Raw genomic sequence first — 23,790 nt, 5'->3', positions numbered from 1 at the left:
ACACAATGCTTTTGCGCCCGGAGCGATCCGGGCGCAAAAGTTGCTGTTTCAGAGTTTCATGTTGAGAAGTGACGTAAGCTCTGCTAGGCCGCTGCCAGATTTGTAATTGAGTTGATGGTGATCGATGGCAAAGCCCGACCTGGCTTGGAGTTGCGCCGAGCTTGGAGTTGTGTGTGGAGCAGGATATGAATGACAGAACCTGTATCGTCACGCGCGAAAGCGGTTCTGCTGATGACCTGATCCGTTTTGTAGCAGGTCCCGATGGCTCGGTTGTGCCGGACCTTAAGCGAAACCTGCCCGGCAGAGGCTGTTGGGTCAAGGCCGAGCGGCGTCTGGTCGATGAAGCCGTCAAGCGCAAGCTTTTTGCGCGGGCGTTGAAGGAAGGCGTAACGCCACAGGCAGATCTAGGCGCGCTGGTTGACCAGCTGCTGACGAAATCCGCACTTGGCAGTCTGGCTTTGGCGCGCAAGGCAGGCGCTGTGGTGTCTGGATCGACCAAGGTGGATCAGGCGATCCGCTCGGGCGCTGCGGCACTTGTGTTGCATGCTCAGGAAGCGGCCTCCGATGGGGTTCGCAAGCTTGATCAGGCCCGTCGCGTGGTGGTGCATATGGATGGCCCCGAAATCCCGGCCTTCTCTCTTTTCAAAGGAGAAGAAATGGATTTGGCATTTGGGGGTGGAAATGTGATACATGCAGCCGTGCTCGACGGAAAGGCATCCGTCGGTGTGGTGCAAAGGGTGCTTTTATTGCATCGCTATCGTGGTGAAAGCCACTAGCGCAGTTTAAGGAAAAGTGGGAACCGGTTTCCCGTTTGAAGCTGCGCCAATAAAACTGTCGCGGAAAGGCGGTTGCCAGTTTCCGATCACGACAGGTGAAGAAATAGGGTTTAAAGCGCGTGATCCTCAAGGATTGCATGAGCGCGCTTTATGAAATTGAAACGGCAGTCCGACACTGCTGTGGTATAAATTAGTAGAGCGGTTCTCTTAATCCCGAGAAGACGGGATCCGCTCTGGAGCATGAACTGGAAACTCGGCTTGGTTGCCGAAACGGATCATGCACTGAAGTGGATGACTGGAGCATTATTCAAAATGATCTGATCTGATTGGATACTGCTCGAGTAAAGCGGCTGAAGCTGCGAAGGAAACGGAAACGTAATGAGCGATAAAACAAACGACGACAAGACGCTGAGCGTCAACTCCAAGAAGACGCTGACCATCAAGCGGCCAGGCGTTGAGCAGAGCACCGTGCGCCAGAATTTCAGCCACGGCCGCACGAAGGCTGTCGTCGTTGAAACTAAGAAGCGCAAGTTCTCACGGCCTGATGAGAAGCCTGAAGTTGAAGTAGCGGCACCAAAGCCTGTAGCTGCACCTGCTCCGGCAACTCCCGCAGCTGCGGCCCCACAGACGCCTGCACCAGCAGCGACGTCCGCACCTGTAGCGACACCTGCACCAGCAGCTCCCGCAGCGGTGGCTCCACAGGCACCTGCACCCGCAGCGACGCCTGCACCGCAGCAGCCAAAGGCTCCTGCGGCAGCAGGACCTGCAGCGCCTGTAACGACGCCTCGGCCGCATGTTGCACAGCAGCAGCCGCGTAATCAGCAGCGCCCCGGCCAGCAGTCACAGCGCCCACGCCAGTCTGATCGCTCGGGTATGGTGTTGAATACGCTGTCACGTTCGGAAATGGATGCACGTCGCCGCGCGCTCGAAGGTGCGTTGGTTCGTGATGCGGAAGATCGTGTTCGCGCAGCTGAAGAAGCCAAGCGTCGCGCCGAAGAAGATGCACGCCGCGCCAAGGAACGTGAAGAATCCGCTCGCCGTCAGGCAGAGGAAGAAGCACGTCTGAAGGCAGAAGCAGAAGCCAAGGCGCGTGCCGAGGTGGAAGCAAACAAGCGCATGCCACAGTCGGAAGGCCGTTCGGAACAGCGCGGCGATTCCCGTCCTGCACCGCAGGGTGGTCGTCCGCAGCATTCGGGTCGTCCCCCACAAGGTGGCCGTCCGCAGCAGAATGCGCGTCCGGCAGCCCCTGCTATTGCTGATGTTATCCCAACTGCAAACAAGCCGCTTCCACAGAGCCAGCAGCGCAAGCCAGGCGGAGCCGGCGGTGATGACGATGATCGTCGTGGCGGTGGTCTGACTGCCGCTCGTCGCGGTGCACCCGCAAAGCCGGAAGTGCGCACGCCAAAGGTCACCAAGACCGAAGATGATCGCCGTCGTGGCAAGCTGACAATCTCCAGCAATCTGGAAGATGAAGGCCGTTCGCGTTCGCTGTCGGCAATGCGTCGCCGTCAGGAAAAGTTCAAGCGTTCTCAGATGCAGGAAACCCGCGAGAAGATTTCTCGTGAAGTGACCGTGCCTGAAACGATTACACTTCAGGAACTCGCACAGCGTATGGCTGAGCGTTCCGTCGACATCATCAAGTACCTGATGAAACAGGGCCAGATGATGAAGCCGGGAGATGTGATCGATGCCGATATGGCGCAGCTGATTGCTGAAGAATTCGGCCACACAGTTAAGCGCGTTGCTGAATCCGACGTTGAAGAAGGTATCTTCAACGTGGTGGATGATCAGGCAGCACTCGTGTCGCGTCCTCCTGTTGTTACCATCATGGGTCACGTCGACCACGGTAAGACCTCGCTTCTCGATGCGATCCGTCAGGCCAATGTGGTATCGGGTGAAGCTGGTGGCATCACACAGCATATTGGTGCTTATCAGGTCGAACAGAACGGCCAGAAAATCACCTTCATCGATACGCCGGGTCATGCTGCCTTTACCGCAATGCGTGCTCGTGGTGCGCAGGCAACCGACATCGCCATTCTGGTGGTCGCAGCTGACGACAGCGTCATGCCGCAGACGATCGAATCGATCAACCACGCCAAAGCGGCCGGTGTTCCGATCATCGTTGCCATCAACAAGATCGACAAGCCAGCTGCCGATCCTCAGAAGGTTCGTACTTCGTTGCTGCAGCACGACGTCTTCGTGGAATCGATGGGTGGTGAAGTGCTCGACGTCGAGGTTTCGGCCAAGAACAAGATCAACCTCGACAAGCTGCTTGAAGCGGTTCTGTTGCAGGCTGAAATTCTTGACCTCAAGGCTGATCCGACCCGTACGGCAGAAGGCGTGGTCATCGAGGCCCAGCTTGATCGTGGCCGTGGTTCGGTTGCAACCGTTCTGGTCCAGAAGGGTACATTGCGTCCGGGTGATATCATCGCTGCCGGTAACGAATGGGGCCGCGTGCGCGCTCTGGTCAACGACCATGGCGATCATGTGAAAGAAGCTGGTCCTGCAATGCCGGTTGAAGTCCTCGGTCTTCAGGGTACACCACAGGCTGGTGATCGTTTTGCCGTCGTTGCCAACGAATCCAAGGCCCGTGAAATTGCCGAATATCGTCAGCGCCTTGCTCGCGATAAGGCTGTTGCACGTCAGTCTGGCCAGCGCGGCTCGCTTGAACAGATGATGAGCCAGTTGCAGGTGACAGGCACGAAGGAATTCCCGCTTGTTATCAAGGGCGACGTGCAGGGTTCCGTTGAAGCGATTATTACCGCTCTCGAAAAGCTGGGTACCGACGAAGTGCGTGCGCGCATCGTTCATTCGGGTGCAGGTGGTATTACGGAAAGCGACGTATCGCTGGCCGAAGCTTCCAATGCAGCGATCATCGGCTTCAACGTTCGTGCCAACAAGCAGGCACGTGATGCAGCCGATCAGCAGGGTACTGAAATCCGCTACTACAACATCATCTACGATCTGATTGAAGATGTTAAGGCAGCAATGTCCGGCCTTCTGTCGCCAGAACGCCGCGAAACATTCATTGGTAATGCGGAGATTCTCGAAGTCTTCAACATCACCAAGGTGGGCAAGGTTGCCGGTTGCCGCGTCGTTGACGGTAAGGTCGAACGTGGTGCAGGTGTACGCCTGATCCGTGACAACGTGGTTATCCACGAAGGCAAGCTCAAGACACTCAAGCGCTTCAAGGACGAAGTGTCGGAAGTACCGATGGGTCAGGAATGCGGTATGGCGTTCGAAAACTACGATGATATGCGTGCAGGCGATACGATCGAAGCGTTCCGCGTCGAGCACATTACGCGTACGCTGTAATAAACGACAGCCAAACGAAACTTCTACCCGTCCGCAGACAATGCGGGCGGGTATTTCGCGCCCGGTTCTGAGGGTCTGACTCCCATCGGAACTGTGGTAGATTGCGCTTTCAATTCATGACCACATTGTCGAGCAGCCTTTGATGGCAGCGCGTCGATATCTGGTCGTCTATCGAGGATAAACTTATGGCACGTTCTCCAGATCCGAAAGGCTCGGGCGGCCTTTCTCAACGACAGCTGCGCGTGGGCGAGCAGGTGCGTCACGCATTGGCTCAGGTGCTTCAGCGCGGTGAAATTCGCGATGATCTGATCGCAAAGACCGTTATTTCCGTATCGGAAGTGCGCATGTCTCCTGATCTCAAGATCGCGACCTGTTTCATCACACCACTCGGCAGTTCTGACGTTCAGGCTGTAATTAAGGCATTGGCCTCAAATGCGAAATTCATTCGTGGTCGCGTGGCTCCAAGCCTCGCACAAATGAAATATATGCCTGAATTCCGTTTCCGGCCTGATACGAGCTTTGACAATTTTTCAAAGATCGATGCTCTGCTCCGTTCCCCGGAAGTGGCGCGCGATCTAGTGCGTGACGATGAAGAAAATGACGAAGCGGATCATAACGCTTCCCGCAATGGAGACGAATAAAGCATGGCAAGACGGGGCAAGAAAAAAGGCCGTCCGGTTTCTGGCTGGGTCATTTTTGACAAGCCGAAAGGTATGGGATCGACCGAAGCAGTCTCGAAGATCAAGTGGCTTTTCAATGCTGAAAAGGCCGGTCACGCCGGTACACTCGATCCGCTTGCTTCCGGCATGTTGCCCATTGCACTTGGTGAAGCCACCAAGACTGTGCCTTACGTCATGGACGGCACCAAGGTTTACCGTTTTACGGTGACCTGGGGTGAAGAGCGCTCCACCGACGATCTTGAAGGCGTTGCCACCAAGAATTCCGACAATCGCCCATCCAGCGACGACATTCAGGCCTTGTTGCCAAATTATACCGGCGTGATTTCGCAGGTTCCGCCGCAGTTCTCTGCCATTAAGATCGCGGGTGAGCGCGCCTATGATCTGGCACGTGAAGGCGAGACGGTAGAAATCCCGGCCCGTGAAGTCGAGATTGATCGTCTGGAAGTGGTGGGGTCGCCGGATGCTGATCGCACCGAGTTTGAAGTCGAATGTTCGAAGGGCACCTATGTGCGCTCACTTGCCCGCGACATGGGCCGCGATCTTGGCTGCTTTGGTCACATTTCTGATCTGCGCCGCATCGAAGTAGCTCCTTTCACCGAAGAGGATCTGGTGACACTGACGGAGCTTGAAGAAGTCTGGCCACCGCTCCCGCCCAAGAAGGAAGAGGGCGAGGCCGATGCTGAGGCCGAGGTTATCGAACAGCCGGCACCACGCCGTGACTTTTCGGCTCTTGACGCTCTTGTCATCGATACGGGTGCTGCTCTTGATTGCCTGCCACAGGTTCCACTGACAGATGATCAGGCGCAGAGGGTGCGTCTTGGGAATCCGGTTATCCTGCGTGGCCGCGATGCACCCTTGGAAGCCGATGAAGCCTGTGTAACAGCACACGGCAAGTTACTTGCAATTGGCTATATCGAGCATGGTCAGTTCAAGCCGAAGCGCGTGTTTACTGCGGGCTAAACAGCCGGAGCATATTTGACGCTGGCATTATTGCCATTTTTGCACTATATGCCCCTCAGCGATCGTATTAAAATACGTCAGATCGTGTAAATGGCCCGCGCTGGACGACATCCCGGCCTGGGCGTCTCTTTTTCCTCTCATCAAGAAAGGGTGTACGATGTCGATTACTGCTGAGCGCAAGCAAGCACTTATCAAGGAATTCGCTACCAAGGAAGGCGATACCGGTTCTCCTGAAGTACAGGTTGCCGTTCTTTCCGAGCGTATTTCGAACCTTACGGATCATTTCAAGGGCCACAAGAATGATAATCATTCGCGTCGCGGCCTTCTGAAGCTGGTTTCGCAGCGTCGTCGTCTTCTTGACTATGTCAAGGGCATCGACCAGGCACGTTACCAGGCGCTGATCGGCCGTCTCGGCCTGCGCCGCTAACGGTAAAATCGGGCGACGTCTTCAAACGTCGCCCGTTTGATTTGGAGCGTATCCAGAACGATGCGCAGATATTACTGTGTTCTAAGGACGAGCGGATAGCCGCTTTCCTGAAAGAGAATGCGTTTATAGGGCAAATGCCCATCTGGCATGAGACGGCGCACTGGGTGCATTCCGTCATGCCAACCGAGCCATGAGGCTCATGACCTGGACCAGTCATGGGGCAGGATTGCAGGTAGTTCGGCGGGTACGATCCCGAAAAGTTGCAGACTTTTCGGATCAGAGAATACCCGGGAAAAGTATGATCCCGAAAAGTGGGAACCGGTTTTCGGGATCATACTATCAAAGCTGAACTTCCCGTTGTCTTGCCCGTGGCATGTCCGCCAACCCGGATGATGTCCCAGCGCTTTTGCGCGGCGTCTCCACATAAGGACTAGATATGTTCAACACACATAAAGTTGAAATCGAATGGGGCGGTCGTCCGCTCATTCTGGAAACCGGCAAGATTGCGCGTCAGGCTGACGGTGCAGTTCTCGCAACTTATGGCGAAACCGTCGTTCTAGCGACTGTTGTTTCTGCCAAGGAACCAAAGCCAGGTCAGGATTTCTTCCCGCTGACCGTCAACTATCAGGAAAAGACCTACGCAGCTGGTAAAATCCCAGGTGGCTTCTTCAAGCGTGAAGGTCGTCCAAGTGAAAACGAAACCCTCGTTTCGCGCCTGATCGATCGTCCGATCCGTCCGCTTTTCGTTGATGGCTACAAGAACGACACACAGGTTGTTCTGACCGTCATTCAGCACGACCTTGAAAACAATCCCGATGTTCTGTCGATGGTTGCAGCTTCTGCTGCATTGACCATTTCCGGCGTTCCTTTCATGGGTCCGATCGGCGGCGCTCGCGTTGGTTATATCAACGGCGAATACGTACTGAACCCGAATATCGACGAAATGCCAGAATCCAAGCTCGATCTGGTTGTTGCCGGTACTGCTGATGCTGTTCTGATGGTTGAATCGGAAGCTCAGGAGCTTTCTGAAGAAGTTATGCTCGGCGCCGTTGTTTTCGGTCAGAAGGGCTTCCAGCCAGTTATCGACGCGATCATCAAGCTCGCTGAAGTTGCTGCCAAGGAACCACGTGATTTTCAGCCGGAAGATCTGTCGGAACTGGAAGCCAAGATGCTCGCAGTCGTCGAAAACGATCTGCGGGATGCATACAAGATCACCGAAAAGCAGGCCCGGTACGTCGCTGTTGACGCTGCTAAGGCCAAAGCGAAGGCTCACTTCTTCCCAGAGGGTGTTGAAGAGCCAGAATTCTCGGCTGAGAAGTTTGCGACCGTTTTCAAGCACCTGCAGGCGAAGATTGTTCGTTGGAACATTCTCGACACAGGCAACCGCATCGATGGTCGCGATCTGTCGACTGTTCGTGCAATCGTTTCAGAAGTCGGCCTTCTGCCACGTACCCACGGCTCGGCGCTGTTTACCCGCGGTGAAACGCAGGCAATCGTTGTTGCCACGCTCGGCACCGGCGAAGACGAACAGATGATCGATTCTCTGACCGGTACGTACAAAGAATCCTTCATGCTACATTACAACTTCCCGCCATACTCGGTTGGTGAAACCGGCCGTATGGGTTCGCCGGGTCGTCGTGAAGTTGGCCACGGCAAGCTTGCATGGCGTGCGATCCACCCAATGCTGCCAGCAGCTGAACAGTTCCCTTACACGATCCGTACCGTTTCCGAGATCACGGAATCCAACGGTTCTTCGTCGATGGCAACTGTTTGCGGCACGTCGCTGGCGCTGATGGATGCAGGCGTTCCAATCACCCGCCCGGTGGCTGGTATTGCTATGGGTCTGATCAAGGAAGGCGAGCGTTTCGCGGTTCTTTCCGACATCCTGGGTGATGAAGATCACCTTGGCGATATGGACTTCAAGGTAGCTGGTACTGAAAACGGTATCACTGCGCTTCAAATGGACATCAAGATCGACGGTATCACCGAAGAGATCATGAAGGTCGCTCTGGAACAGGCTAAGGGCGGTCGCGTTCACATCCTCGGCGAAATGAGCAAGGCTCTTTCGACGTCGCGTGAAGAACTCGGCGAATTCGCTCCACGCATCGAGGTCATGAACATTCCTACCGACAAGATCCGTGATGTTATCGGTTCGGGCGGTAAGGTTATTCGTGAAATCGTCGAAAAGACTGGCGCGAAGATCAACATCGAAGACGATGGTACGGTCAAGATCGCTTCGTCGAACGGCAAGGAAATCGAAGCCGCCAAGAAGTGGATTCATTCGATTGTTGCTGAGCCAGAAGTTGGCGAAATCTACGAAGGTACGGTTGTTAAGACCGCTGACTTCGGCGCGTTCGTAAACTTCTTCGGCCCACGTGACGGTCTGGTTCACATCTCGCAACTCGCTTCCGACCGCGTTGCCAAGACCACTGACGTGGTTAAGGAAGGCCAGAAAGTCTGGGTCAAGCTCATGGGCTTTGACGAACGTGGCAAGGTTCGCCTGTCGATGAAGGTTGTCGATCAGGAAACCGGCAAGGAAGTTGTTGCAGAAAAGAAGGCAGAAGCTGACGCTGAATAACGCTTGATCCCAAAAAGTTACAGACTTTTTGGATAAGATCATGCGGTAAGCGAAACGCTGTCTCTATCAAACTATAAAAGCGCGCTTAAAAGGCGCGCTTTTTTGTTGCACGTGAATCAATTCAAGACCATGGATGAGCCATGATGACACCGGCACAAAAAACACTCTTTCTTCCCTTCGATCAGGGGATTCTGGACCTTCCCGAGGAAGGGCAAACCTATCTTGGCTGCGGTATCGCTGCAGACCGTCTGCTTGAGGACGAATGGAAGCGGGCTTTGACCTGCCTGCAACCTTGGCGACCTGATTGGCTGGCGCTGAAAAAGGAAGGCTTTCAGGTTGAGCCAAGGCTTGCCGCAGGCACGCGTTATTCCGGTGGGTTGCTCCTGCTCGGAAAGCACCGCGGACGCAACGAAGCGTGGTTTTCGGAGCTTCTGGCGCGTGTTGAGCCGGGCGGCTGGATCGTCGTCTCCGGCGACAAAAAGCTCGGCGTCGATAGTTTCCGCAAATGGGTCGGCAATATCGCAGAAATCAGTGACAGGCTTTCCAAGAACCACGCAGTCTCATTCTGGCTTCAACGGCCTGCTGATCTCAGCGACGATTTCATTGCGGCCCTGCGTCCGCCGGAAAGTGTGATCGATGATGTATTCCGCACCGAACCCGGCATGTTCTCGCATGGCGCGATCGATAAGGGATCGGCACTGCTGGTCCCACATATGGAGAAGATCGTTTTCGGTAACGTTGCCGATCTTGGCGCAGGTTGGGGCTATCTCGCGGCACAGAGCCTCAAATATGCCGACCGCATCAAGAGTATTGATCTTTTTGAGGCTGATTACGAGGCGCTGGAAGCCGCACGCGGTAATCTGGAATGTCTTGGCGCATCCGTGCCGCTCTCGTTCAATTGGTTTGATGCGACGAGCGAAAAAATGGCGGGTATTTATGATACCGTGATCATGAACCCGCCCTTCCATGAAGGTCGTGCAACCGACATGTCGCTTGGGCAGACATTTATCGCTGCAGCTGCTTCGCGACTCAAGATCGGTGGTCGTCTATTGATGGTCGCAAACCGTCAGTTGCCCTACGAGGTGACGCTCAAGAGCCTGTTCAAGAATGTGACCGTTCTTGAAGATGCCAAGGGCTTCAAAATATTCGATGCTAAGAAATGAAATGAAAAAAGGCCGCCGATGAGGCGGCCTTTTCTTTAATTGTTTGGCTTATTCACCGCGTTCAGCGTCTGAGCTTTTCAGCTCTTCCAGCGTTGGCATCGAAACGATGTTGTAGCCGGAATCCACATAATGGATTTCACCGGTGACACCGCTCGAAAGATCAGACAGCAAATAGAGTGCCGATTTGCCGACATCGTCAATATCGACGGTGCGGCGCAGCGGTGAATTGCGGCGCTGATAGCTGAAGATTGCGCGTGCATCACCAATACCAGCACCGGCCAGCGTGCGAACCGGACCAGCCGAGATCGCGTTTACGCGAATCCCTTGCGGACCGTAATCGGCAGCCAGATAACGAACCATTGCTTCGAGGGCTGCCTTGGCAACACCCATGACATTGTAGTTCGGGATCGTGCGGGTGGAACCGCCATAGGTCAGCGTCAGGATCGAACCACCGTCCTTCATGAGCTTTTCTGCGCGCTGCGCCATTTCCGTGAAGGAGTAGGCGGAAATCACCATTGTACGGCTGAAATTTTCGCGCGTGGTGACGTCTGCATAGCGGCCCTTCAGTTCGGTCTTATCGGAGAAGCCGATGGCGTGAACGATGAAGTCGAGCTTTCCCCACTTCTTCTCGATTTCAGCGAAAACGGTATCGACCGATGTGATATCTTCAACATCGCAAGGCAGGACGAAATCCGAACCAACCTGTTCGGCCAGCGGCTTCACGCGCTTGCCGAGTGCATCACCCTGATAGGTGAATGCGAGTTCTGCGCCCTGTGCCGCGAGTTGCTTTGAAATTCCCCAAGCCAGCGAGTGGTTATTCGCGACCCCCATAATGAGGCCGCGTTTTCCTTGCATCAGACCTTCCATATTGTCCCTCTCCGTCAGCTCTGATAGCGCTGGAAGACCAGCGTTGCATTGGTGCCACCAAATCCAAACGAGTTGGAGAGCACGGTATTGAGCTGAGCATTATCGATGCGTTTGCGAACGATAGGCATGTCCGCGAATGCAGGATCCAGTTCTTCGATATGAGCGCTTTCGCAGATGAAATTGTTCTGCATCATCAAAAGCGAGTAGATGGCTTCCTGCACGCCTGTGGCACCCAGCGAGTGACCGGTCAGCGATTTGGTAGCCGCAATTGGCGGACAGGCATCGCCTGAGCCGAAAATCTGGCGAATCGCATCGATTTCCGGTGCATCACCTGCGGGTGTCGAGGTCGCATGTGGATTGATATAGTCGATCTTGCCTTTGACGGTCGAGAGCGCCATCTTCATGCAGCGCACGGCACCTTCGCCCGATGGGGCAACCATGTCGTAGCCGTCAGAAGTTGCGCCGTAACCGACGATCTCGCCATAAATCTTGGCACCACGCGCAAGCGCAGTTTCCAGATCTTCCAGCACGAGAACGCCAGCACCGCCGGCGATAACGAAGCCATCGCGGTTCTTGTCATAAGCGCGCGAAGCTTTGTCAGGCGTGTCGTTATATTTGGACGACATCGCACCCATGGCATCAAACAGCACTGAAAGGGTCCAGTCGAGGTCTTCACAGCCGCCCGCGAAAACGCGGTCCTGCTTACCATACTGGATCATTTCATAGGCATTGCCGATACAATGATTCGACGTCGCACAAGCAGACGAAATCGAATAATTCACGCCCTTGATCTTGAAGAAGGTTGCAAGCGTTGCCGATGCTGTCGAGCTCATGGCTTTCGGCACGGCAAACGGTCCAACGCGCTTCGGACCTTTTTCACGGGTGATGTCGGCACTATCGACAATCGTGCGTGTAGAAGGACCGCCCGAACCCATGATGATACCGGTACGATCATTGGAGACTTCGTCTTCCGAAAGCCCCGCATCGGCAATCGCCTGATCCATGGCGATATGATTCCATGCCGTGCCACGACCATGAAAACGCATGGCGCGGCGGTCGACGAGAGCCTCGACATCGATCTTGGGGGTGCCGTGAACTTGGCAACGGAAACCGAGTTCGGCATATTCCTCAGCGCGTGAGATGCCGGACTTGGCATCGCGCAGCGAGGCCGTGACCTCTTCGGTGTTATTTCCAATTGAGGATACAATCCCCATACCCGTTACGACCACACGCCGCATCGCGTTCTCCTTTACACCTGTTCCGTGAGATCAACCGGTGAAGGCTGACCGTTGTACCCGGTTACATAGGTGCGATCTTCGCATGTTTTGAGCGCGGCTGCATGAAAACTCGATATTTTTTGCAGTCGCGCCCGTGAATTGTAGATGATCAGGCGCTTTGGGCGTCGCCATCTTTTGACAAGCCGACTCGTAGGTCGCTGGCTTTGTAGATTGTTTCGCCATCGGCTTTCAGCCAGCCGTCAGCCGTTCCCAGCACCAGACGGCCACGCATGACGCGCTTGAAATCGATGCCATATTGCAGAAGCTTGGTGTGAGGGCGAACCATGCCCTTGAACTTCACTTCACCGGTGGACAGCGCCATGCCGCGGCCCGGCTCACCGAGCCAACCGAGGAAGAAGCCTGTCAGCTGCCACATGCCATCGAGGCCAAGGCAGCCCGGCATGATTGGATTGCCCTGAAAATGGCATGGGAAATACCAGTCGTCGGGGCTTACATCGTATTCGGCACGGATAAAGCCCTTGTCGAACTCCCCGCCGGTTTCGGAAATTTCGGTGATGCGATGCACCATCAGCATTGGTGGCAGGGGGAGCTGTGCATTGCCGGGACCGAACAACTCGCCGCGTGCGCAGCTGAGGAGCTCTTCATACCCGTAGCTCGATTTCTGTTCTGCCATTACGCCTCCCTTGAGGATCATTCTGATGTGGTCATTCCTGTTGTCAGGACCGACCGGGTTGTCGTCGTTTCCGGAACATCCCTAACACAGTCTGTTTCCGGCAGTAAAATATTGCAGAGGGTTTTCCCAAAAAAGCAGGGAATTACCATGCCTATTGATACTTAATTCGCAACGGCATATATCAATGTCAGTAGGCAATGGGCAACAGCCCGTTCAATGTTTGACGAAATTGCTACAAGCTTGTGACGGATCCAAGGGTGAATATGCAGAATTATCATGCCCACCACTCGATGGTTTCAATGGAAGAACGACTTCGCGGCGCTGGTTTGCGCCCGACGCGTCAGCGTGTTTCGCTCGCCAACCTGATCTATGCTCAGGGCGATCGCCACCTGTCCGCTGAAGACCTTCATGAAGAAGCGGTGCTCGCCGATGTACCGGTTTCGCTTGCGACCGTCTACAACACGCTGCATCAGTTTACCGAAGCCGGTATGCTGCGCATTATCGCGGTTGAGGGGTCGAAAACCTATTTCGATACCAATATTTCCGATCACCAGCATTTCTTCCTCGAAGGGGAGAATGTGGTTTTCGATATTCCGCATGGTGAGCGCGGCCAGCCAACGGTTTCCAATATGCCCGAAGCACCTGAAGGTATGGAAATCGTCAATGTGGATATTATCGTCCGCCTGCGCCGTAAAACGCGCTAAGCGTTCCGATATCGATTTTGAGAAAGCGGTCTTCTGGACCGCTTTTTTGTTGCGCATCGTGGTCTAAAGTGATTCATCCGCCCCATCACCTTTCACAGGCGCATTTAACGCTGACCTCCCAACCAAGCATAAATGCGTCGAAAACGATTTGACTGGAGACATCTATGCGTAAGTTGATCATTGCGGCCACCGCATTCGCGCTATTCTCAACCGGGAGTGCTTTCGCTGAGAAGATTCGCATTGGAGTGACACCCGGTCCGCACGCGCAGATCATGGAAAAGGTCAAGGAAGTCGCAGCCGCCAAGGGCGTCGAGATCGATATTCAGGAATTTTCTGATTATGTGATTCCCAACATGGCTTTGGCTGATGGTTCGCTTGAGGCAAATTCGTTCCAGCATCAGCCTTATCTCGATAATCAGGTAGCAGATCGCGGCTTTCCGATTGAAACGGTAGCGCCGACGGTCAACTTCCCGATGGGCATGTATTCCAAGAAACTGAAGAATGTTTCCGAGCTGGCAGACGGTTCCACCATTGCTATTCCAAACGATCCGACCAATGGTGGCCGTGCACTTCTGGTGCTCGCCGATAATGGACTCATCAAGCTTGATGCTGCCAAGGGCCTGAAGGTTACGTCCATTGATGTAACGGAAAATCCGAAGAACTTGAAGTTTGTGGAACTGGATGCCGCACAGTTGCCTCGCTCGCTTGAAGATGTGGACGCTGCTGTCATCAACACCAACTACGCTTTGGAAGCTGGCCTGAACCCGGCAGGTGACGCACTTATCCGCGAAGGTGAAAAAGCACCTTACGTGAATGTGCTGGTCGTCCGTACGGCTGACAAGGATGCCGAATGGGTAAAGACGCTGATCAGCACCTATCATAGCCCGGAAGTGAAGCAGTTTATCGCTGAAACCTTCAAGGGCTCGGTAATCCCGGCCTGGTAATAGTTGGGTTAATCTGAAATGCCGGAGCGGGGCGAGTGATCGCCCCGCTTTTTTTAATCCTTCAATTGCATCTCGATATTGGCAAAGGGAAAACCGTTATCGTCTTCAGCACGACGGCTGATTTCCTGAAAGCCGAGTTGCTTATAGAAGCGGTATGCTCTTTCATTATTGACATAAACTTCGAGCGAAAGTTCGCCCTTCATCGCCAAAGCGTAGGCAATCAACCTACGCCCTATACCATGGCCTTGAGCGGCTGGATTGACGAACAAGCCACCGATGAAACTGTCCAGTAGGCCGATAAAGCCGACAGGCTTGTTATCTATGATAGCAACCCAAGTCTCGGCCTTTTCGAGATAGACGTCTTCGATCAGCTTTTGCTGATCGCGAAGCAGGTCTGATCCCAGAAATGCATGAGCTTCAAGAGAAGCGCAATACCAGATTGACGATAAGGTTTCTTTGTCCGCAGCCTCATAGGCACGGATCGTAACCGACATATTTTTCATGATTATTCCAGAGTTTTGGTATGCACAAATATCCCACCGCAACGGCGGGGTTCAAATCCGTTAAAACGGCAGCGATGAACTTCTGCGCATAAAACTCCTTCTTAATTTGTTTGAGAGAAGTACCGTCACTGGCACTTACTCGTCAAGCGTCGACGTTTGCTTTCGTGGATCAGTCGAAAACTTCGTCGGGGTAAACGCCCCAGAGATCGGATTGCTTGATCCAGCCGCGAGTGCCCTGCATGTCCATTCGACACCACTGGCCATTGCATTGGCGAACTGTGCCGATCACATTGGGTTCGATTTCTGCCGCAAGCCCCGAGGTTTCGGTTGGGTCGCGATGCATGGTGATCATCGAACCTTCATTATTCTTGAGCCATGGTGCGGTGATTGCTGTGCGCTTGCCCGACAGAAGTGACTGATAAACCCAGCCTTCGGTGCCATCAGCATCGCGAATGCGGCGCCAGTTGTCGTATTCCTGAATGATTTCGACAGGCAGACCCGACTTCATAAAGAGCCAGGACACGGCATAGTCACGGCCCGGCCCCACGCGCAAGTTGACGCGCGCAGGCTTGAGACTCACAAAGCGTGGCACGGGCAGGCCACTTGCGCCCAGTGTCGTGCCTGATGTCGCTTGAGCCATTGCGGCATGTTGGTGCGATGCGCCAAGCGGTCCAATGACCAGCAGCATTACGATGCTGCCAAGCACTGCCATAAAAAAGCGTTGCGAAAGTACTCGGTACAATTCTGACCTCTCGCCGTCCTGTCATGTCGAGCAGTTTCAGGGCAAGGGGGAGGGACCGACTGAAACTCTGAAAACGAATAACTACACGGGTTTCCCGCTTGTGATCGAAAAACGGGTACAAGAGTTTTGGCTTTTGCATGCCTGTGAGGAATGCTGAGACTGCTCTGTTGCCATTTTACGATTCTGTTTTTCTTTGTCTTTGCCGCGCCGCCTTGCTAGAGATGTGCAGCCGAAGCAATATCCCATATTGCACCTTCTTGGTTAAGGAGGTCTCAACGCGGGATATTGGTTAAAGGATTTTCAGGAATTGTGAACCGCGTTTTGCGCCTGAAAATGCTTGAAAGCGACTTTTAGAGCTTTGCTCAAAAAATGGGGTGGAGATGTCGAACAAAAAGAAGCCACTGGTGGTTCTTACCCGAAAACTGCCGGACCCGGTTGAAACCCGAATGCGGGAATTGTTCGACGCACGTTTAAATATAGACGACCATCGCATGTCACAGCCTGAAATCATCGCTGCGATGAAAGAGGCTGATGTTCTCGTACCCTGCATCACTGATGTGATCGATGCGGCGGCGATTGAGCAGGCGGGACCAAATCTCAAACTGATCGCTAATTTCGGCAATGGCGTTGATAATATTGACGTGGCTGCAGCTGCAAAACGAGGCATTACCGTCACCAACACACCCAACGTGCTGACTGAAGACACTGCCGATATGACTTTAGCGCTGCTACTGATGGTGCCTCGGAGGCTCGTTGAGGGCGCGAATGTACTGAACGAGCGCGATGGAGAATGGCCGGGCTGGTCGCCGACATGGATGCTGGGACGCCGCATCTGGGGCAAACGCCTCGGTATCGTCGGCATGGGCCGCATTGGTACTGCCGTCGCACGGCGCGCTAAGGCTTTTGGCCTCTCGATCCATTATCACAACCGCAAGCGTGTCAGCGCGCAGGTCGAGGAAGAGCTGGAGGCGACCTATTGGGACAGTCTCGACCAGATGCTAGCTCGCATGGACATCATTTCGGTCAATTGCCCATCGACACCGGCAACATTTCACCTGCTTTCAGCCCGCAGAATAGCGCTCATGCAGCCGACAGCCTATCTGGTCAATACGGCGCGTGGTCAGATTATCGATGAGAATGCGCTGGTCGAGCTGATCGAACAGGGCAAGATTGCGGGCGCGGGGCTCGATGTGTTCGAGCATGAACCGGCCGTCAATCCGCAGCTTCTTTCGCTTGCTGAAAAAGGCAAGGTCGTTTTGCTGCCGCATATGGGGTCGGCCACGATCGAAGGCCGTGTGGATATGGGCGACAAGGTGATTATCAATATCCGGGCTTTCGTCGATGGTCATCGCCCACCGGATCGTGTCCTGCCTAATCGTGTTTGAAGCTATTTGCTGGCCGTAACCGAACCGTCAAGACTATCGCCGGCAATGAATTTCAGCACTGTATGTGCGTAGAGCCGGGGATTTTCGGCCGGGACGCCGTGACCGGAGTCGGGCAGGATAACCAGCCGTGCACCGGGAATATGATCCGCAATAAACTCGGTATGCTCTCGCGTGACCGCTGTATCGTGATCACCGATTACAATGGCGGTTCGCACCGTTATCTTCGACAGGTCTTCAGCTGTATAGTTCGGCTCATTCGCCCATAAGGCATGGATTTCCTTGTCGATGCTTTCATAGTGGCGCAGTTCGGGAAGCGGCTTGCCTTCAGCGCGCGCCAGCATGTAGCCGGTCGAGCCTTCTGGCGTGACATTGGCAGCTTGCGCAAACAGGCTTTTAAGCCGCTCGGGATAACGCATGGCAATATCAATGCCGATAATGCCACCATCGCTCCAGCCGACAAGATCGACCTTGCCGATGGTGAGATAATCCAGCAGTGCTACATAATCGTCGGCCATAAGCTCATAGGTGAGTGGATCGGTCGTGCGCGTTGAGCGTCCTTGACCACGGCTATCTGCGACAATCACCGTGTGATCACGTGCAAGAATTGGCAGCTGCGCGTCCCAGACATGCTGGTCTGATAAGCCGCCATGGATGAGAAGAATTGGCGGTCCTTTACCCACGACGCGGTAATACATCTCAATGCCATTGACGCTGGCAAAGCTGGCTGGCGAAGCGGTAATGGTCATGCGAGCAATTCTTTCAAAGGAGACGGCGGAAGGGAAAAAGGCGCCGAGGCCGAAAATCAGCCCAGCGATCCATATTGTTCCTTTGCCCGTCATCGTCTCACGCTTATGGCCTTCTGATCAGAGTTGGCAGGTCATAGAGATAGGCGATACGCTTGATTGCATCGTTCAGTGGCTCCATGGTCACTGTCATAGTGTGGCCGCTGGCATGGATCAGCATGTCAGGCGATGCGCAGATCGCGACATGACCTTTCCAGAACACCAGATCACCGCGCTTGAGATTGGAATAGTCAGCATCCGGTTCGATGATCTCGCCGAGGGTGTTCTGCTGCATATCCGAATCGCGCAAGACTTTGCGGCCCGAAACCCACATGGAAAGCTGAACGATACCGGAGCAATCAATACCAAAGCCCGATGTTCCGCCCCATAGATAGGGCGTGTGCAGCAGGGTCTCAGCAACGGCTACATAGTCAGGCGCATGCTGATCAAGGGACGCAAGGTGGCCTGCAATCAGGGCTTCGCCATTCTCAAGCAGTGCATATTGTGTGCCGCGTGTCTCAGCGGAACCGACAATGCGAACGCGCGAGCCAAGCGAAAGAGCCTTGGTATGCGGGAAACGAAGATCAGAACCGGGGTAGATGAAAGTGCGCGGCACGATGACCATATGCGTCGCATCCGCGCCTGGTTTTTCCAGCGAGGCTGAGGATACGTAGCCTGTATAGCCGTCGCGCTCGGCCTGCGCCCAGCTCCAGCCATCCTGCTCTTCGAACACGCGTACCATATCGCCGAAAATGATCTGGGTTTGTGGGCCGCTGTCCGGTCGTGGTTCAGAACGAAGATCGACGACGGACGCAGAGACCTGCATCAAAGTGCCAGCAGTAAAACGGCTCGCTTCAACCTTCCCGCTCAACCGTTCATCAGCGAGATCGGGACGATAGGCGTTTAAGCGACGGTCGAGCATGCTCACAGTGGTAACTCCCTGGCCTTAGCGATCACCAGATCGCCCAATCTTTCGACATAAAGTGCGCCAGTAACTGTTCTCTTTACTAGCACATTTCGACGATCTTTTTCATCACGATGCCGGGATACAAGATTGAGCGTTCCCATCGTATCGAGAGCACGCGTAATCACCGGCTTGGTGACATTCAGTTTGGCTGCGAGCCCTCGCACGGTATGCGGCGGGGGCTCCAGATAAATGGTCAAAAGAATAGCCACCTGACGCGTGGTCAGATCGGGCATCTCGTCCCGCACCTGCTCCAGCGACAAGGTTCGCAGCAATGTTAGTGCCTGCAAAGGTTTCAGTTCAACGGGCATAAATCACAAGCCGCTTTCAATACGCGCATCTTGTCCCAAAACCGCTTCACGCTTTTCGCGATGCGTTCAATATCGTTTCGGACCCGTATCATTCAATGCTGTTTTTGCTTTGCAGGCAAGCGATTTCCTTTGGCCATCGTTGGGCCAGTCATCGGGCCAATTTCTGGGCAGGATATTTCTCTTTGAGAAGCTGGTAGAGGGCGCGGATTGCCTGTGCTTCACCACCAATCGGAGAGGCAGGTTTTTCTACCGGCACCCAGCCGTAGATGTCGAAGTGTGCCCAACTTTTCGCCTTCTCGACAAAGCGGCTCAGGAACAATGCAGCCGTCACAGAGCCTGCAAAGCCATCGGTGGTGACATTATTGATGTCTGCTACGCGCGACGAAAGCTTCTGCGCATATGGCTGCCAGAGTGGCATACGCCAGAGTGGATCTGCTGTTTTAGCAGCCCTCTCTGCAATGCTTGCTGCAAGGGTGTCGTCATGCGTATAGAAAGGCGGTAAATCCGGACCGAGCGCTACGCGCGCGGCACCTGTGAGCGTTGCCATATCGATAATGAGTTCAGGTTCTTCTTCATCGGCCAGTGCCAGTGCGTCTGCCAGAACCAGTCGACCTTCGGCATCGGTATTGCCGATTTCAACCGTCAATCCCTTGCGGCTTTGCAGAACATCACTTGGGCGGAATGCATTACCCGCGATTGCGTTCTCGACAGCTGGTATCAGGACACGCAATCGAACAGGGAGCTTCGCGTCCATGATGATGGAGGCAAGGCCCAGCACATTGGCGGCACCGCCCATATCTTTCTTCATAAGCAACATGCCGCTTGCAGGTTTGATATCGAGGCCACCGGTATCAAAACACACGCCTTTGCCGACGAGCGTGATCTTTGGATCGCTGTCTTTGCCCCATTTGAGATCAATCAGGCGCGGTGCGATGCTGCCGGCACGACCTACTGCATGGATCATGGGCAAATTATGTTTCAGGAGAGCATCGCCTTCCACTGTGCTAATCGTTGCACCATTTTTGGAAGCAAGATCGCGTGCCGCTTGTTCCAGAGCATCAGGCCCCATGTCATTGGTCGGCGTGTTGATGAGATCACGGGCAAGCGTTACAGCATCGGCGATACGCTGTGTTTCAGCGGCATCCACGCCTTCGGGAACTGCCAGACGGATCGTCTTGCCATTGCCCTTGCGGTAGCGCGTGAAACTATAGCCGCCCATGAGAAATGCGAGTGCTGTCAGTTCGGCATGATCAGGATTGCCTTCAATATGCCAATCACCCTCTGGCAGACTGCGGGCAAGCTTACCAGCTAGAAGCAGCGATTGACCGCCCTGTTCGTCATCGCCTGTACCAAACAGAGCGCCAGCGATTGATCCGTCCTTGCCCGGTAGCACAAGAACGCGTCCGGCTTCCCCGTTGAAATCATTCGCCCCGGCCCAGGACTGAGCATCAGGTGTCAGAGCCGCCTGATCGACCTTGTTCTTTCCGATGAACCAGATGGGGCGGCTGTCTGCTGATTTTGCGGTAACGATCTTAACGGTCATGACATTCCTCGGCGGTGAAAACTTTTAGAGCGCCATGCGCCCTGTTGGGGCCACAAAGTACGATGCGCTAGATACTTTAATAAGCAAATAGCCATCCGGCGGGAACCGGGTGGCTTTTCAATTCTGTATGAAGGCCAAACAACTTGGAGCACATCCCGAAAAGTGGGAACCGGTTTTCGGAATAAGATGTGCTCAAAAAAATAGAGCATTTCCAATGATTCAACTTAATCCAGAACTACTCTAGTTTCGTTCGACGAACTGAACCTGTGCGGCTGCGTTGTAATCGAAAGCAGAAGCGGGTTTTCCGGCGAAGAGCGCCATGCCACTGATGACAGCAATAATGGCAAGCGCACCGATGAGCGTGCATTCGATCATCGCTGCACCCGATCTGTTCTTGAAAAAGCGCGTCATCAAAGCCGGCATGTTACTTACCCTGAGCTGAAGTCTCGTTGGGGTTCCTTTTAATGCCCGCCAATTGTGATGAGTTTAAGAAACAAGGAAAATAAAGCGTTAATATCGCTCCAGAGAGGCTTGAGCGCGACTTCGATCCGGTTTGGGTTAACGGATGGCAAATGCAGTTGCTGGGGCTTATATGAGTCTGGCTGAACTATTTGCTGGGAAGAGTATCAATGCCGGAATTGCCAGAGGTCGAGACGGTTCGCCGTGGGTTGCAGCCCTTCATGGAAGGCGCAAATGTCGAGCGGGTGGAGCAAAACAGACCCGATCTGCGGTTTCCTTTTCCCGATCAATTCATAGAGCGCATATCAGGCCATCGTATCGAGGCGCTGGGACGCCGTGCGAAATATCTGACCATGCATCTGGATGACGGGCTGTCTATTATCAGCCATCTTGGCATGTCCGGTTCGTTTCGCATTGAAGCGGATGATGCAGAGGGCATGCCCGGCGGTTTTCACCATGAGCGATCCAAAATCGCCAAACATGACCATGTCGTCTTTCATATGTTGCGCCAGGATGGCTCAAAAGCGCGCATCATCTATAATGACCCCAGGCGCTTTGGTTTCATGCTCTTTGCTGAAAAAGGCGCGCTTGATGATCATCCTTTGCTCAAAGGGCTTGGCATTGAGCCGACAGGCAACCGGCTTTCCGGCGAATTACTGGGCACACTCTTTGAAGGTCGCAAGACGCCATTAAAGGCGGCACTGCTCGATCAGCGACTGATCGCAGGGCTTGGCAATATATATGTTTGCGAGGCTTTGTGGCGTTCGCGGCTTTCGCCCATGCGTGCGGCAGGTTCTCTTGCGAAAGACAAGAAGACGCTTGATCGCCTTGCCGAGGATATCCGCACCGTAATTGCAGAAGCCATCGCCGCTGGTGGATCGAGTTTGAAAGACTATATTCAGGCCGATGGTGCCCTTGGTTATTTTCAGCACTCATTCTCGGTCTATGGGCGCGAGGCGCAACCTTGTCGTGCTCCGGGCTGCACAGGCATGATTGAGCGCGCAGTGCAGGCGGGTCGATCGACCTTTTTCTGCGCATCATGTCAAAGTTGATATTTGGCTGATCTTGCCAAACGGAAACCGGCAGTACACCTTGTCCAGCAAATTCTGATCTGATGAAGGAGGAGAACTATTCCATGGCCTATGAAACGATCGTTGTTGAGACGCGCGGTGGCGTTGGTCTTGTTCGCCTTAATAGACCGCAGGCGCTCAATGCGCTCAACAGTACAGTTCTTAAAGAGCTGACCGAAGCCCTGGCTGCTTTCGACACCGATGGTAAAATCGGAGCGATCGTGCTCACCGGTTCGGAAAAAGCTTTTGCGGCCGGCGCCGATATCAAGGAAATGCAGCCGATCAACTTCGTTGACGCCTATTTGCAGGACATGTTTGCCGATTGGTGCAAAGTGGATCGTGTGCGCAAGCCGATCATTGCAGCCGTGTCGGGCTATGCACTGGGCGGCGGTTGCGAGCTCGCTATGATGTGCGATTTCATTATTGCAGCCACTAATGCCAAATTCGGACAGCCGGAAATCACGCTTGGCGTTATGCCGGGCATGGGCGGCTCACAGCGCCTTGCGCGCTATGTCGGTAAATCCAAAGCCATGGATATGTGTCTGACCGGTCGCATGATGGATGCGGAAGAAGCCGAGCGTTGTGGTCTTGTCTCGCGCCTTGTGGCGCCTGAAGAACTGATCGAGGAAGCATTGAAAGCTGCCGAGCGCATTGCCTCCTTCTCGCAGCCTTCAGTTCAGATGGTGAAGGAATCGGTCAACCGTTCCTATGAGACCACACTTGATGAAGGACTGCGTTTTGAGCGCCGGCTGTTTCATTCGCTTTTTGCCACTGAGGACCAGAAAGAAGGCATGTCCGCTTTCATCGATAAGCGCACGCCATCCTTCAAGAATCGCTGATCGTCTGATCATAAGAGGCAATCAGACCGCGGCAGTTTAGCCGGGTGGGCTTTATTTGAGGCTCGAATTTAAGCCGGAAGGCCGCGTATCCGGCCTTTTGGCTTAGTTGCTCGTCAGAATCCTCGTTGACGCGGGAGCAAAGCTGATCTATAAGCCCGCCACGGATCGGCGGCCCTAGGCACTATGGCTGCCCTAGAGGTTTTGTGCCCGACGGTTATATCCAGTGGGCTGCTGACAGAAAAAGAGAGGCATTTATGGCCAATACTCCTTCGGCCAAGAAGGCAGTGCGCAAGATCACTGCCCGCACCGAAATCAACAAGTCGCGTCGCTCGCGCGTTCGTACCTTCCTCCGCAAGGTTGAAGATGCGCTCTTGAGCGGCGACAAGGAAGCAGCATCGGTTGCTTTCAAGGCTGCTGAGCCTGAACTGATGCGCGCTGCTTCAAAGGGCGTCGTTCACAAGAATACCGCTGCTCGTAAGGTTTCGCGCCTTGCTGCACGCGTTAAGGCATTGAACGCCTAATATAACCTAAAATTAAAACTAGGTTTTAGAAACCCGGCTCATTGTTAGCCGGGTTTTCTTTTTTGGAACTTTTTTAAAGAACAGCACCCATTAAACTAGGGGCATGTTTTTTAGAGATATTTTATATTATTTCAATAATTTCCAAGCTCTCGGAAAAATGAATGACGGAAATTTCTCTTTATTTTCAAAAACTTGCAAATCTTTATCCACAGTTATCCACAGGGCTCGCAAGGGACTCGGAAGACCGTCTGAGTCAAGCCATTTTTTTAAAATTTATTTTGTCGGAGAACATATCGTGGCCACCTAAAAAATCGGTTCGGGAAACGCATTGAATCCAAAGGTGTTA

At 54.0% G+C, this 23,790-nt stretch carries 23 protein-coding genes; 13 read left to right on the top strand and 10 right to left on the bottom strand.

What is annotated here, in order from left to right; genetic code table 11:
• The first annotated feature begins 185 nt into the window (after positions 1 to 185).
• The 7 genes from QBD00_RS05160 to QBD00_RS05130 all read left to right on the top strand — a co-directional run bounded on the left by QBD00_RS05160 (position 186) and on the right by QBD00_RS05130 (position 9,899).
• Entirely contained in the window at positions 186 to 776 is a 591-nt protein-coding gene (locus QBD00_RS05160; protein ID WP_036567503.1) for an RNA-binding protein, read from the top strand.
• 378 nt (positions 777 to 1,154) lie between these two features.
• Positions 1,155 to 4,091: a translation initiation factor IF-2 gene (gene infB / locus QBD00_RS05155; protein WP_318578819.1), complete on the top strand. Its 2,937-nt coding sequence runs from the start codon at positions 1,155 to 1,157 to the stop codon at positions 4,089 to 4,091.
• A gap of 185 nt (positions 4,092 to 4,276) precedes the next feature.
• Positions 4,277 to 4,732, top strand: a complete 456-nt coding sequence (gene rbfA, locus QBD00_RS05150; RefSeq protein ID WP_318578818.1) for a 30S ribosome-binding factor RbfA — start codon at positions 4,277 to 4,279, stop codon at positions 4,730 to 4,732.
• A 3-nt stretch (positions 4,733 to 4,735) separates the two neighbouring features.
• Positions 4,736 to 5,731, top strand: a complete 996-nt coding sequence (gene truB, locus QBD00_RS05145; protein WP_318578817.1) for a tRNA pseudouridine(55) synthase TruB — start codon at positions 4,736 to 4,738, stop codon at positions 5,729 to 5,731.
• A 157-nt stretch (positions 5,732 to 5,888) separates the two neighbouring features.
• Positions 5,889 to 6,158 carry a 30S ribosomal protein S15 gene (rpsO, locus tag QBD00_RS05140; RefSeq protein WP_095447798.1) on the top strand — a complete coding sequence of 90 codons (270 nt, stop codon included), beginning with the start codon at positions 5,889 to 5,891 and terminating at the stop codon, positions 6,156 to 6,158.
• Between the two features lie 436 nt (positions 6,159 to 6,594).
• Positions 6,595 to 8,736, top strand: coding sequence for a polyribonucleotide nucleotidyltransferase (pnp, locus tag QBD00_RS05135; protein ID WP_318578816.1), 2,142 nt, complete (start codon positions 6,595 to 6,597; stop codon positions 8,734 to 8,736).
• Positions 8,737 to 8,876: 140 nt separating this feature from the next.
• Entirely contained in the window at positions 8,877 to 9,899 is a 1,023-nt protein-coding gene (locus QBD00_RS05130) for a class I SAM-dependent methyltransferase (protein WP_318578815.1), read from the top strand.
• A gap of 48 nt (positions 9,900 to 9,947) precedes the next feature.
• Here the strand turns inward: QBD00_RS05130 and fabI are convergent, their stop codons facing one another.
• The 3 genes from fabI to fabA all read right to left on the bottom strand — a co-directional run bounded on the left by fabI (position 9,948) and on the right by fabA (position 12,677).
• Complete coding sequence (fabI, locus tag QBD00_RS05125; RefSeq protein ID WP_095447801.1) at positions 9,948 to 10,766, bottom strand: enoyl-ACP reductase FabI; 819 nt, start codon at positions 10,764 to 10,766, stop codon at positions 9,948 to 9,950.
• Between the two features lie 14 nt (positions 10,767 to 10,780).
• Positions 10,781 to 12,004, bottom strand: a complete 1,224-nt coding sequence (gene fabB, locus QBD00_RS05120) for a beta-ketoacyl-ACP synthase I (protein ID WP_095447802.1) — start codon at positions 12,002 to 12,004, stop codon at positions 10,781 to 10,783.
• 148 nt (positions 12,005 to 12,152) lie between these two features.
• Complete coding sequence (gene fabA, locus QBD00_RS05115) at positions 12,153 to 12,677, bottom strand: 3-hydroxyacyl-[acyl-carrier-protein] dehydratase FabA (protein WP_151094821.1); 525 nt, start codon at positions 12,675 to 12,677, stop codon at positions 12,153 to 12,155.
• Positions 12,678 to 12,940: 263 nt separating this feature from the next.
• Here fabA and irrA point away from each other — a divergent pair, with 263 nt between their 5' ends.
• Together irrA and QBD00_RS05105 are read left to right on the top strand one after the other, a co-directional pair.
• A complete protein-coding gene (irrA, locus tag QBD00_RS05110) occupies positions 12,941 to 13,381 on the top strand; it encodes an iron response transcriptional regulator IrrA (protein ID WP_095447804.1) in 441 nt (146 codons plus the stop codon).
• A 164-nt stretch (positions 13,382 to 13,545) separates the two neighbouring features.
• The gene (locus tag QBD00_RS05105; protein ID WP_095447805.1) at positions 13,546 to 14,325 is read left to right on the top strand and encodes a MetQ/NlpA family ABC transporter substrate-binding protein; all 780 of its coding nucleotides are present in this window, start codon (positions 13,546 to 13,548) and stop codon (positions 14,323 to 14,325) included.
• 53 nt (positions 14,326 to 14,378) lie between these two features.
• Here QBD00_RS05105 and QBD00_RS05100 read toward each other — a convergent pair whose 3' ends face one another.
• Together QBD00_RS05100 and QBD00_RS05095 are read right to left on the bottom strand one after the other, a co-directional pair.
• Positions 14,379 to 14,828 (bottom strand): GNAT family N-acetyltransferase, encoded by a 450-nt coding sequence (locus QBD00_RS05100; protein ID WP_318578814.1) that lies wholly within the window; start codon positions 14,826 to 14,828, stop codon positions 14,379 to 14,381.
• A 169-nt stretch (positions 14,829 to 14,997) separates the two neighbouring features.
• Positions 14,998 to 15,570 carry an SH3 domain-containing protein gene (locus tag QBD00_RS05095; RefSeq protein WP_095447807.1) on the bottom strand — a complete coding sequence of 191 codons (573 nt, stop codon included), beginning with the start codon at positions 15,568 to 15,570 and terminating at the stop codon, positions 14,998 to 15,000.
• 380 nt (positions 15,571 to 15,950) lie between these two features.
• On the opposite strand from QBD00_RS05095, the gene QBD00_RS05090 reads away from it, so the two are divergent.
• A complete protein-coding gene (locus QBD00_RS05090) occupies positions 15,951 to 16,955 on the top strand; it encodes a 2-hydroxyacid dehydrogenase (protein WP_024898326.1) in 1,005 nt (334 codons plus the stop codon).
• A 2-nt stretch (positions 16,956 to 16,957) separates the two neighbouring features.
• Here QBD00_RS05090 and QBD00_RS05085 read toward each other — a convergent pair whose 3' ends face one another.
• From QBD00_RS05085 to QBD00_RS05065, 5 genes are all read right to left on the bottom strand, one after another.
• The gene (locus QBD00_RS05085) at positions 16,958 to 17,794 is read right to left on the bottom strand and encodes an alpha/beta fold hydrolase (protein WP_264230475.1); all 837 of its coding nucleotides are present in this window, start codon (positions 17,792 to 17,794) and stop codon (positions 16,958 to 16,960) included.
• 10 nt (positions 17,795 to 17,804) lie between these two features.
• Complete coding sequence (locus QBD00_RS05080) at positions 17,805 to 18,659, bottom strand: NlpC/P60 family protein (RefSeq protein WP_318578986.1); 855 nt, start codon at positions 18,657 to 18,659, stop codon at positions 17,805 to 17,807.
• Between the two features lie 2 nt (positions 18,660 to 18,661).
• Positions 18,662 to 19,012, bottom strand: a complete 351-nt coding sequence (locus tag QBD00_RS05075) for a MarR family transcriptional regulator (protein ID WP_095447810.1) — start codon at positions 19,010 to 19,012, stop codon at positions 18,662 to 18,664.
• A gap of 148 nt (positions 19,013 to 19,160) precedes the next feature.
• Positions 19,161 to 20,555 (bottom strand): leucyl aminopeptidase family protein, encoded by a 1,395-nt coding sequence (locus QBD00_RS05070; RefSeq protein WP_318578813.1) that lies wholly within the window; start codon positions 20,553 to 20,555, stop codon positions 19,161 to 19,163.
• A gap of 240 nt (positions 20,556 to 20,795) precedes the next feature.
• Complete coding sequence (locus tag QBD00_RS05065; RefSeq protein ID WP_095447812.1) at positions 20,796 to 20,978, bottom strand: Flp family type IVb pilin; 183 nt, start codon at positions 20,976 to 20,978, stop codon at positions 20,796 to 20,798.
• A gap of 206 nt (positions 20,979 to 21,184) precedes the next feature.
• On the opposite strand from QBD00_RS05065, the gene mutM reads away from it, so the two are divergent.
• The 3 genes from mutM (at position 21,185) to rpsT (ending at position 23,444) form a co-directional block, all read left to right on the top strand.
• Positions 21,185 to 22,066, top strand: a complete 882-nt coding sequence (gene mutM, locus QBD00_RS05060) for a bifunctional DNA-formamidopyrimidine glycosylase/DNA-(apurinic or apyrimidinic site) lyase (RefSeq protein WP_318578812.1) — start codon at positions 21,185 to 21,187, stop codon at positions 22,064 to 22,066.
• 83 nt (positions 22,067 to 22,149) lie between these two features.
• Complete coding sequence (locus QBD00_RS05055) at positions 22,150 to 22,923, top strand: enoyl-CoA hydratase (RefSeq protein WP_318578811.1); 774 nt, start codon at positions 22,150 to 22,152, stop codon at positions 22,921 to 22,923.
• 254 nt (positions 22,924 to 23,177) lie between these two features.
• On the top strand, positions 23,178 to 23,444 hold the full coding sequence (rpsT, locus tag QBD00_RS05050; RefSeq protein ID WP_095447814.1) for a 30S ribosomal protein S20: 267 nt from the start codon (positions 23,178 to 23,180) through the stop codon (positions 23,442 to 23,444).
• Positions 23,445 to 23,790 lie beyond the last annotated feature (346 nt).

Source organism: Ochrobactrum sp. AN78 (genome assembly GCF_029909885.1).
GTDB lineage: Bacteria > Pseudomonadota > Alphaproteobacteria > Rhizobiales > Rhizobiaceae > Brucella > Brucella quorumnocens.
This window is presented reverse-complemented; position numbering and strand designations above follow the sequence as displayed.

What these genes read in the sequence shown, in the direction of transcription:
- QBD00_RS05100 (WP_318578814.1), bottom strand. Translation starts at nt 14,828, where the DNA reads ATGAAAAATATGTCGGTTACGATCCGTGCCTATGAGGCTGCGGACAAA.
- QBD00_RS05090 (WP_024898326.1), top strand. Translation starts at nt 15,951, where the DNA reads ATGTCGAACAAAAAGAAGCCACTGGTGGTTCTTACCCGAAAACTGCCG.
- QBD00_RS05065 (WP_095447812.1), bottom strand. Translation starts at nt 20,978, where the DNA reads ATGCCGGCTTTGATGACGCGCTTTTTCAAGAACAGATCGGGTGCAGCG.
- fabI (WP_095447801.1), bottom strand. Translation starts at nt 10,766, where the DNA reads ATGGAAGGTCTGATGCAAGGAAAACGCGGCCTCATTATGGGGGTCGCG.
- rbfA (WP_318578818.1), top strand. Translation starts at nt 4,277, where the DNA reads ATGGCACGTTCTCCAGATCCGAAAGGCTCGGGCGGCCTTTCTCAACGA.
- QBD00_RS05080 (WP_318578986.1), bottom strand. Translation starts at nt 18,659, where the DNA reads ATGCTCGACCGTCGCTTAAACGCCTATCGTCCCGATCTCGCTGATGAA.
- mutM (WP_318578812.1), top strand. Translation starts at nt 21,185, where the DNA reads ATGCCGGAATTGCCAGAGGTCGAGACGGTTCGCCGTGGGTTGCAGCCC.
- infB (WP_318578819.1), top strand. Translation starts at nt 1,155, where the DNA reads ATGAGCGATAAAACAAACGACGACAAGACGCTGAGCGTCAACTCCAAG.
- truB (WP_318578817.1), top strand. Translation starts at nt 4,736, where the DNA reads ATGGCAAGACGGGGCAAGAAAAAAGGCCGTCCGGTTTCTGGCTGGGTC.
- pnp (WP_318578816.1), top strand. Translation starts at nt 6,595, where the DNA reads ATGTTCAACACACATAAAGTTGAAATCGAATGGGGCGGTCGTCCGCTC.
- rpsO (WP_095447798.1), top strand. Translation starts at nt 5,889, where the DNA reads ATGTCGATTACTGCTGAGCGCAAGCAAGCACTTATCAAGGAATTCGCT.
- QBD00_RS05130 (WP_318578815.1), top strand. Translation starts at nt 8,877, where the DNA reads ATGATGACACCGGCACAAAAAACACTCTTTCTTCCCTTCGATCAGGGG.
- fabB (WP_095447802.1), bottom strand. Translation starts at nt 12,004, where the DNA reads ATGCGGCGTGTGGTCGTAACGGGTATGGGGATTGTATCCTCAATTGGA.
- QBD00_RS05105 (WP_095447805.1), top strand. Translation starts at nt 13,546, where the DNA reads ATGCGTAAGTTGATCATTGCGGCCACCGCATTCGCGCTATTCTCAACC.
- QBD00_RS05070 (WP_318578813.1), bottom strand. Translation starts at nt 20,555, where the DNA reads ATGACCGTTAAGATCGTTACCGCAAAATCAGCAGACAGCCGCCCCATC.
- irrA (WP_095447804.1), top strand. Translation starts at nt 12,941, where the DNA reads ATGCAGAATTATCATGCCCACCACTCGATGGTTTCAATGGAAGAACGA.
- QBD00_RS05085 (WP_264230475.1), bottom strand. Translation starts at nt 17,794, where the DNA reads ATGACGGGCAAAGGAACAATATGGATCGCTGGGCTGATTTTCGGCCTC.
- fabA (WP_151094821.1), bottom strand. Translation starts at nt 12,677, where the DNA reads ATGGCAGAACAGAAATCGAGCTACGGGTATGAAGAGCTCCTCAGCTGC.
- QBD00_RS05055 (WP_318578811.1), top strand. Translation starts at nt 22,150, where the DNA reads ATGGCCTATGAAACGATCGTTGTTGAGACGCGCGGTGGCGTTGGTCTT.
- QBD00_RS05075 (WP_095447810.1), bottom strand. Translation starts at nt 19,012, where the DNA reads ATGCCCGTTGAACTGAAACCTTTGCAGGCACTAACATTGCTGCGAACC.
- QBD00_RS05160 (WP_036567503.1), top strand. Translation starts at nt 186, where the DNA reads ATGAATGACAGAACCTGTATCGTCACGCGCGAAAGCGGTTCTGCTGAT.
- rpsT (WP_095447814.1), top strand. Translation starts at nt 23,178, where the DNA reads ATGGCCAATACTCCTTCGGCCAAGAAGGCAGTGCGCAAGATCACTGCC.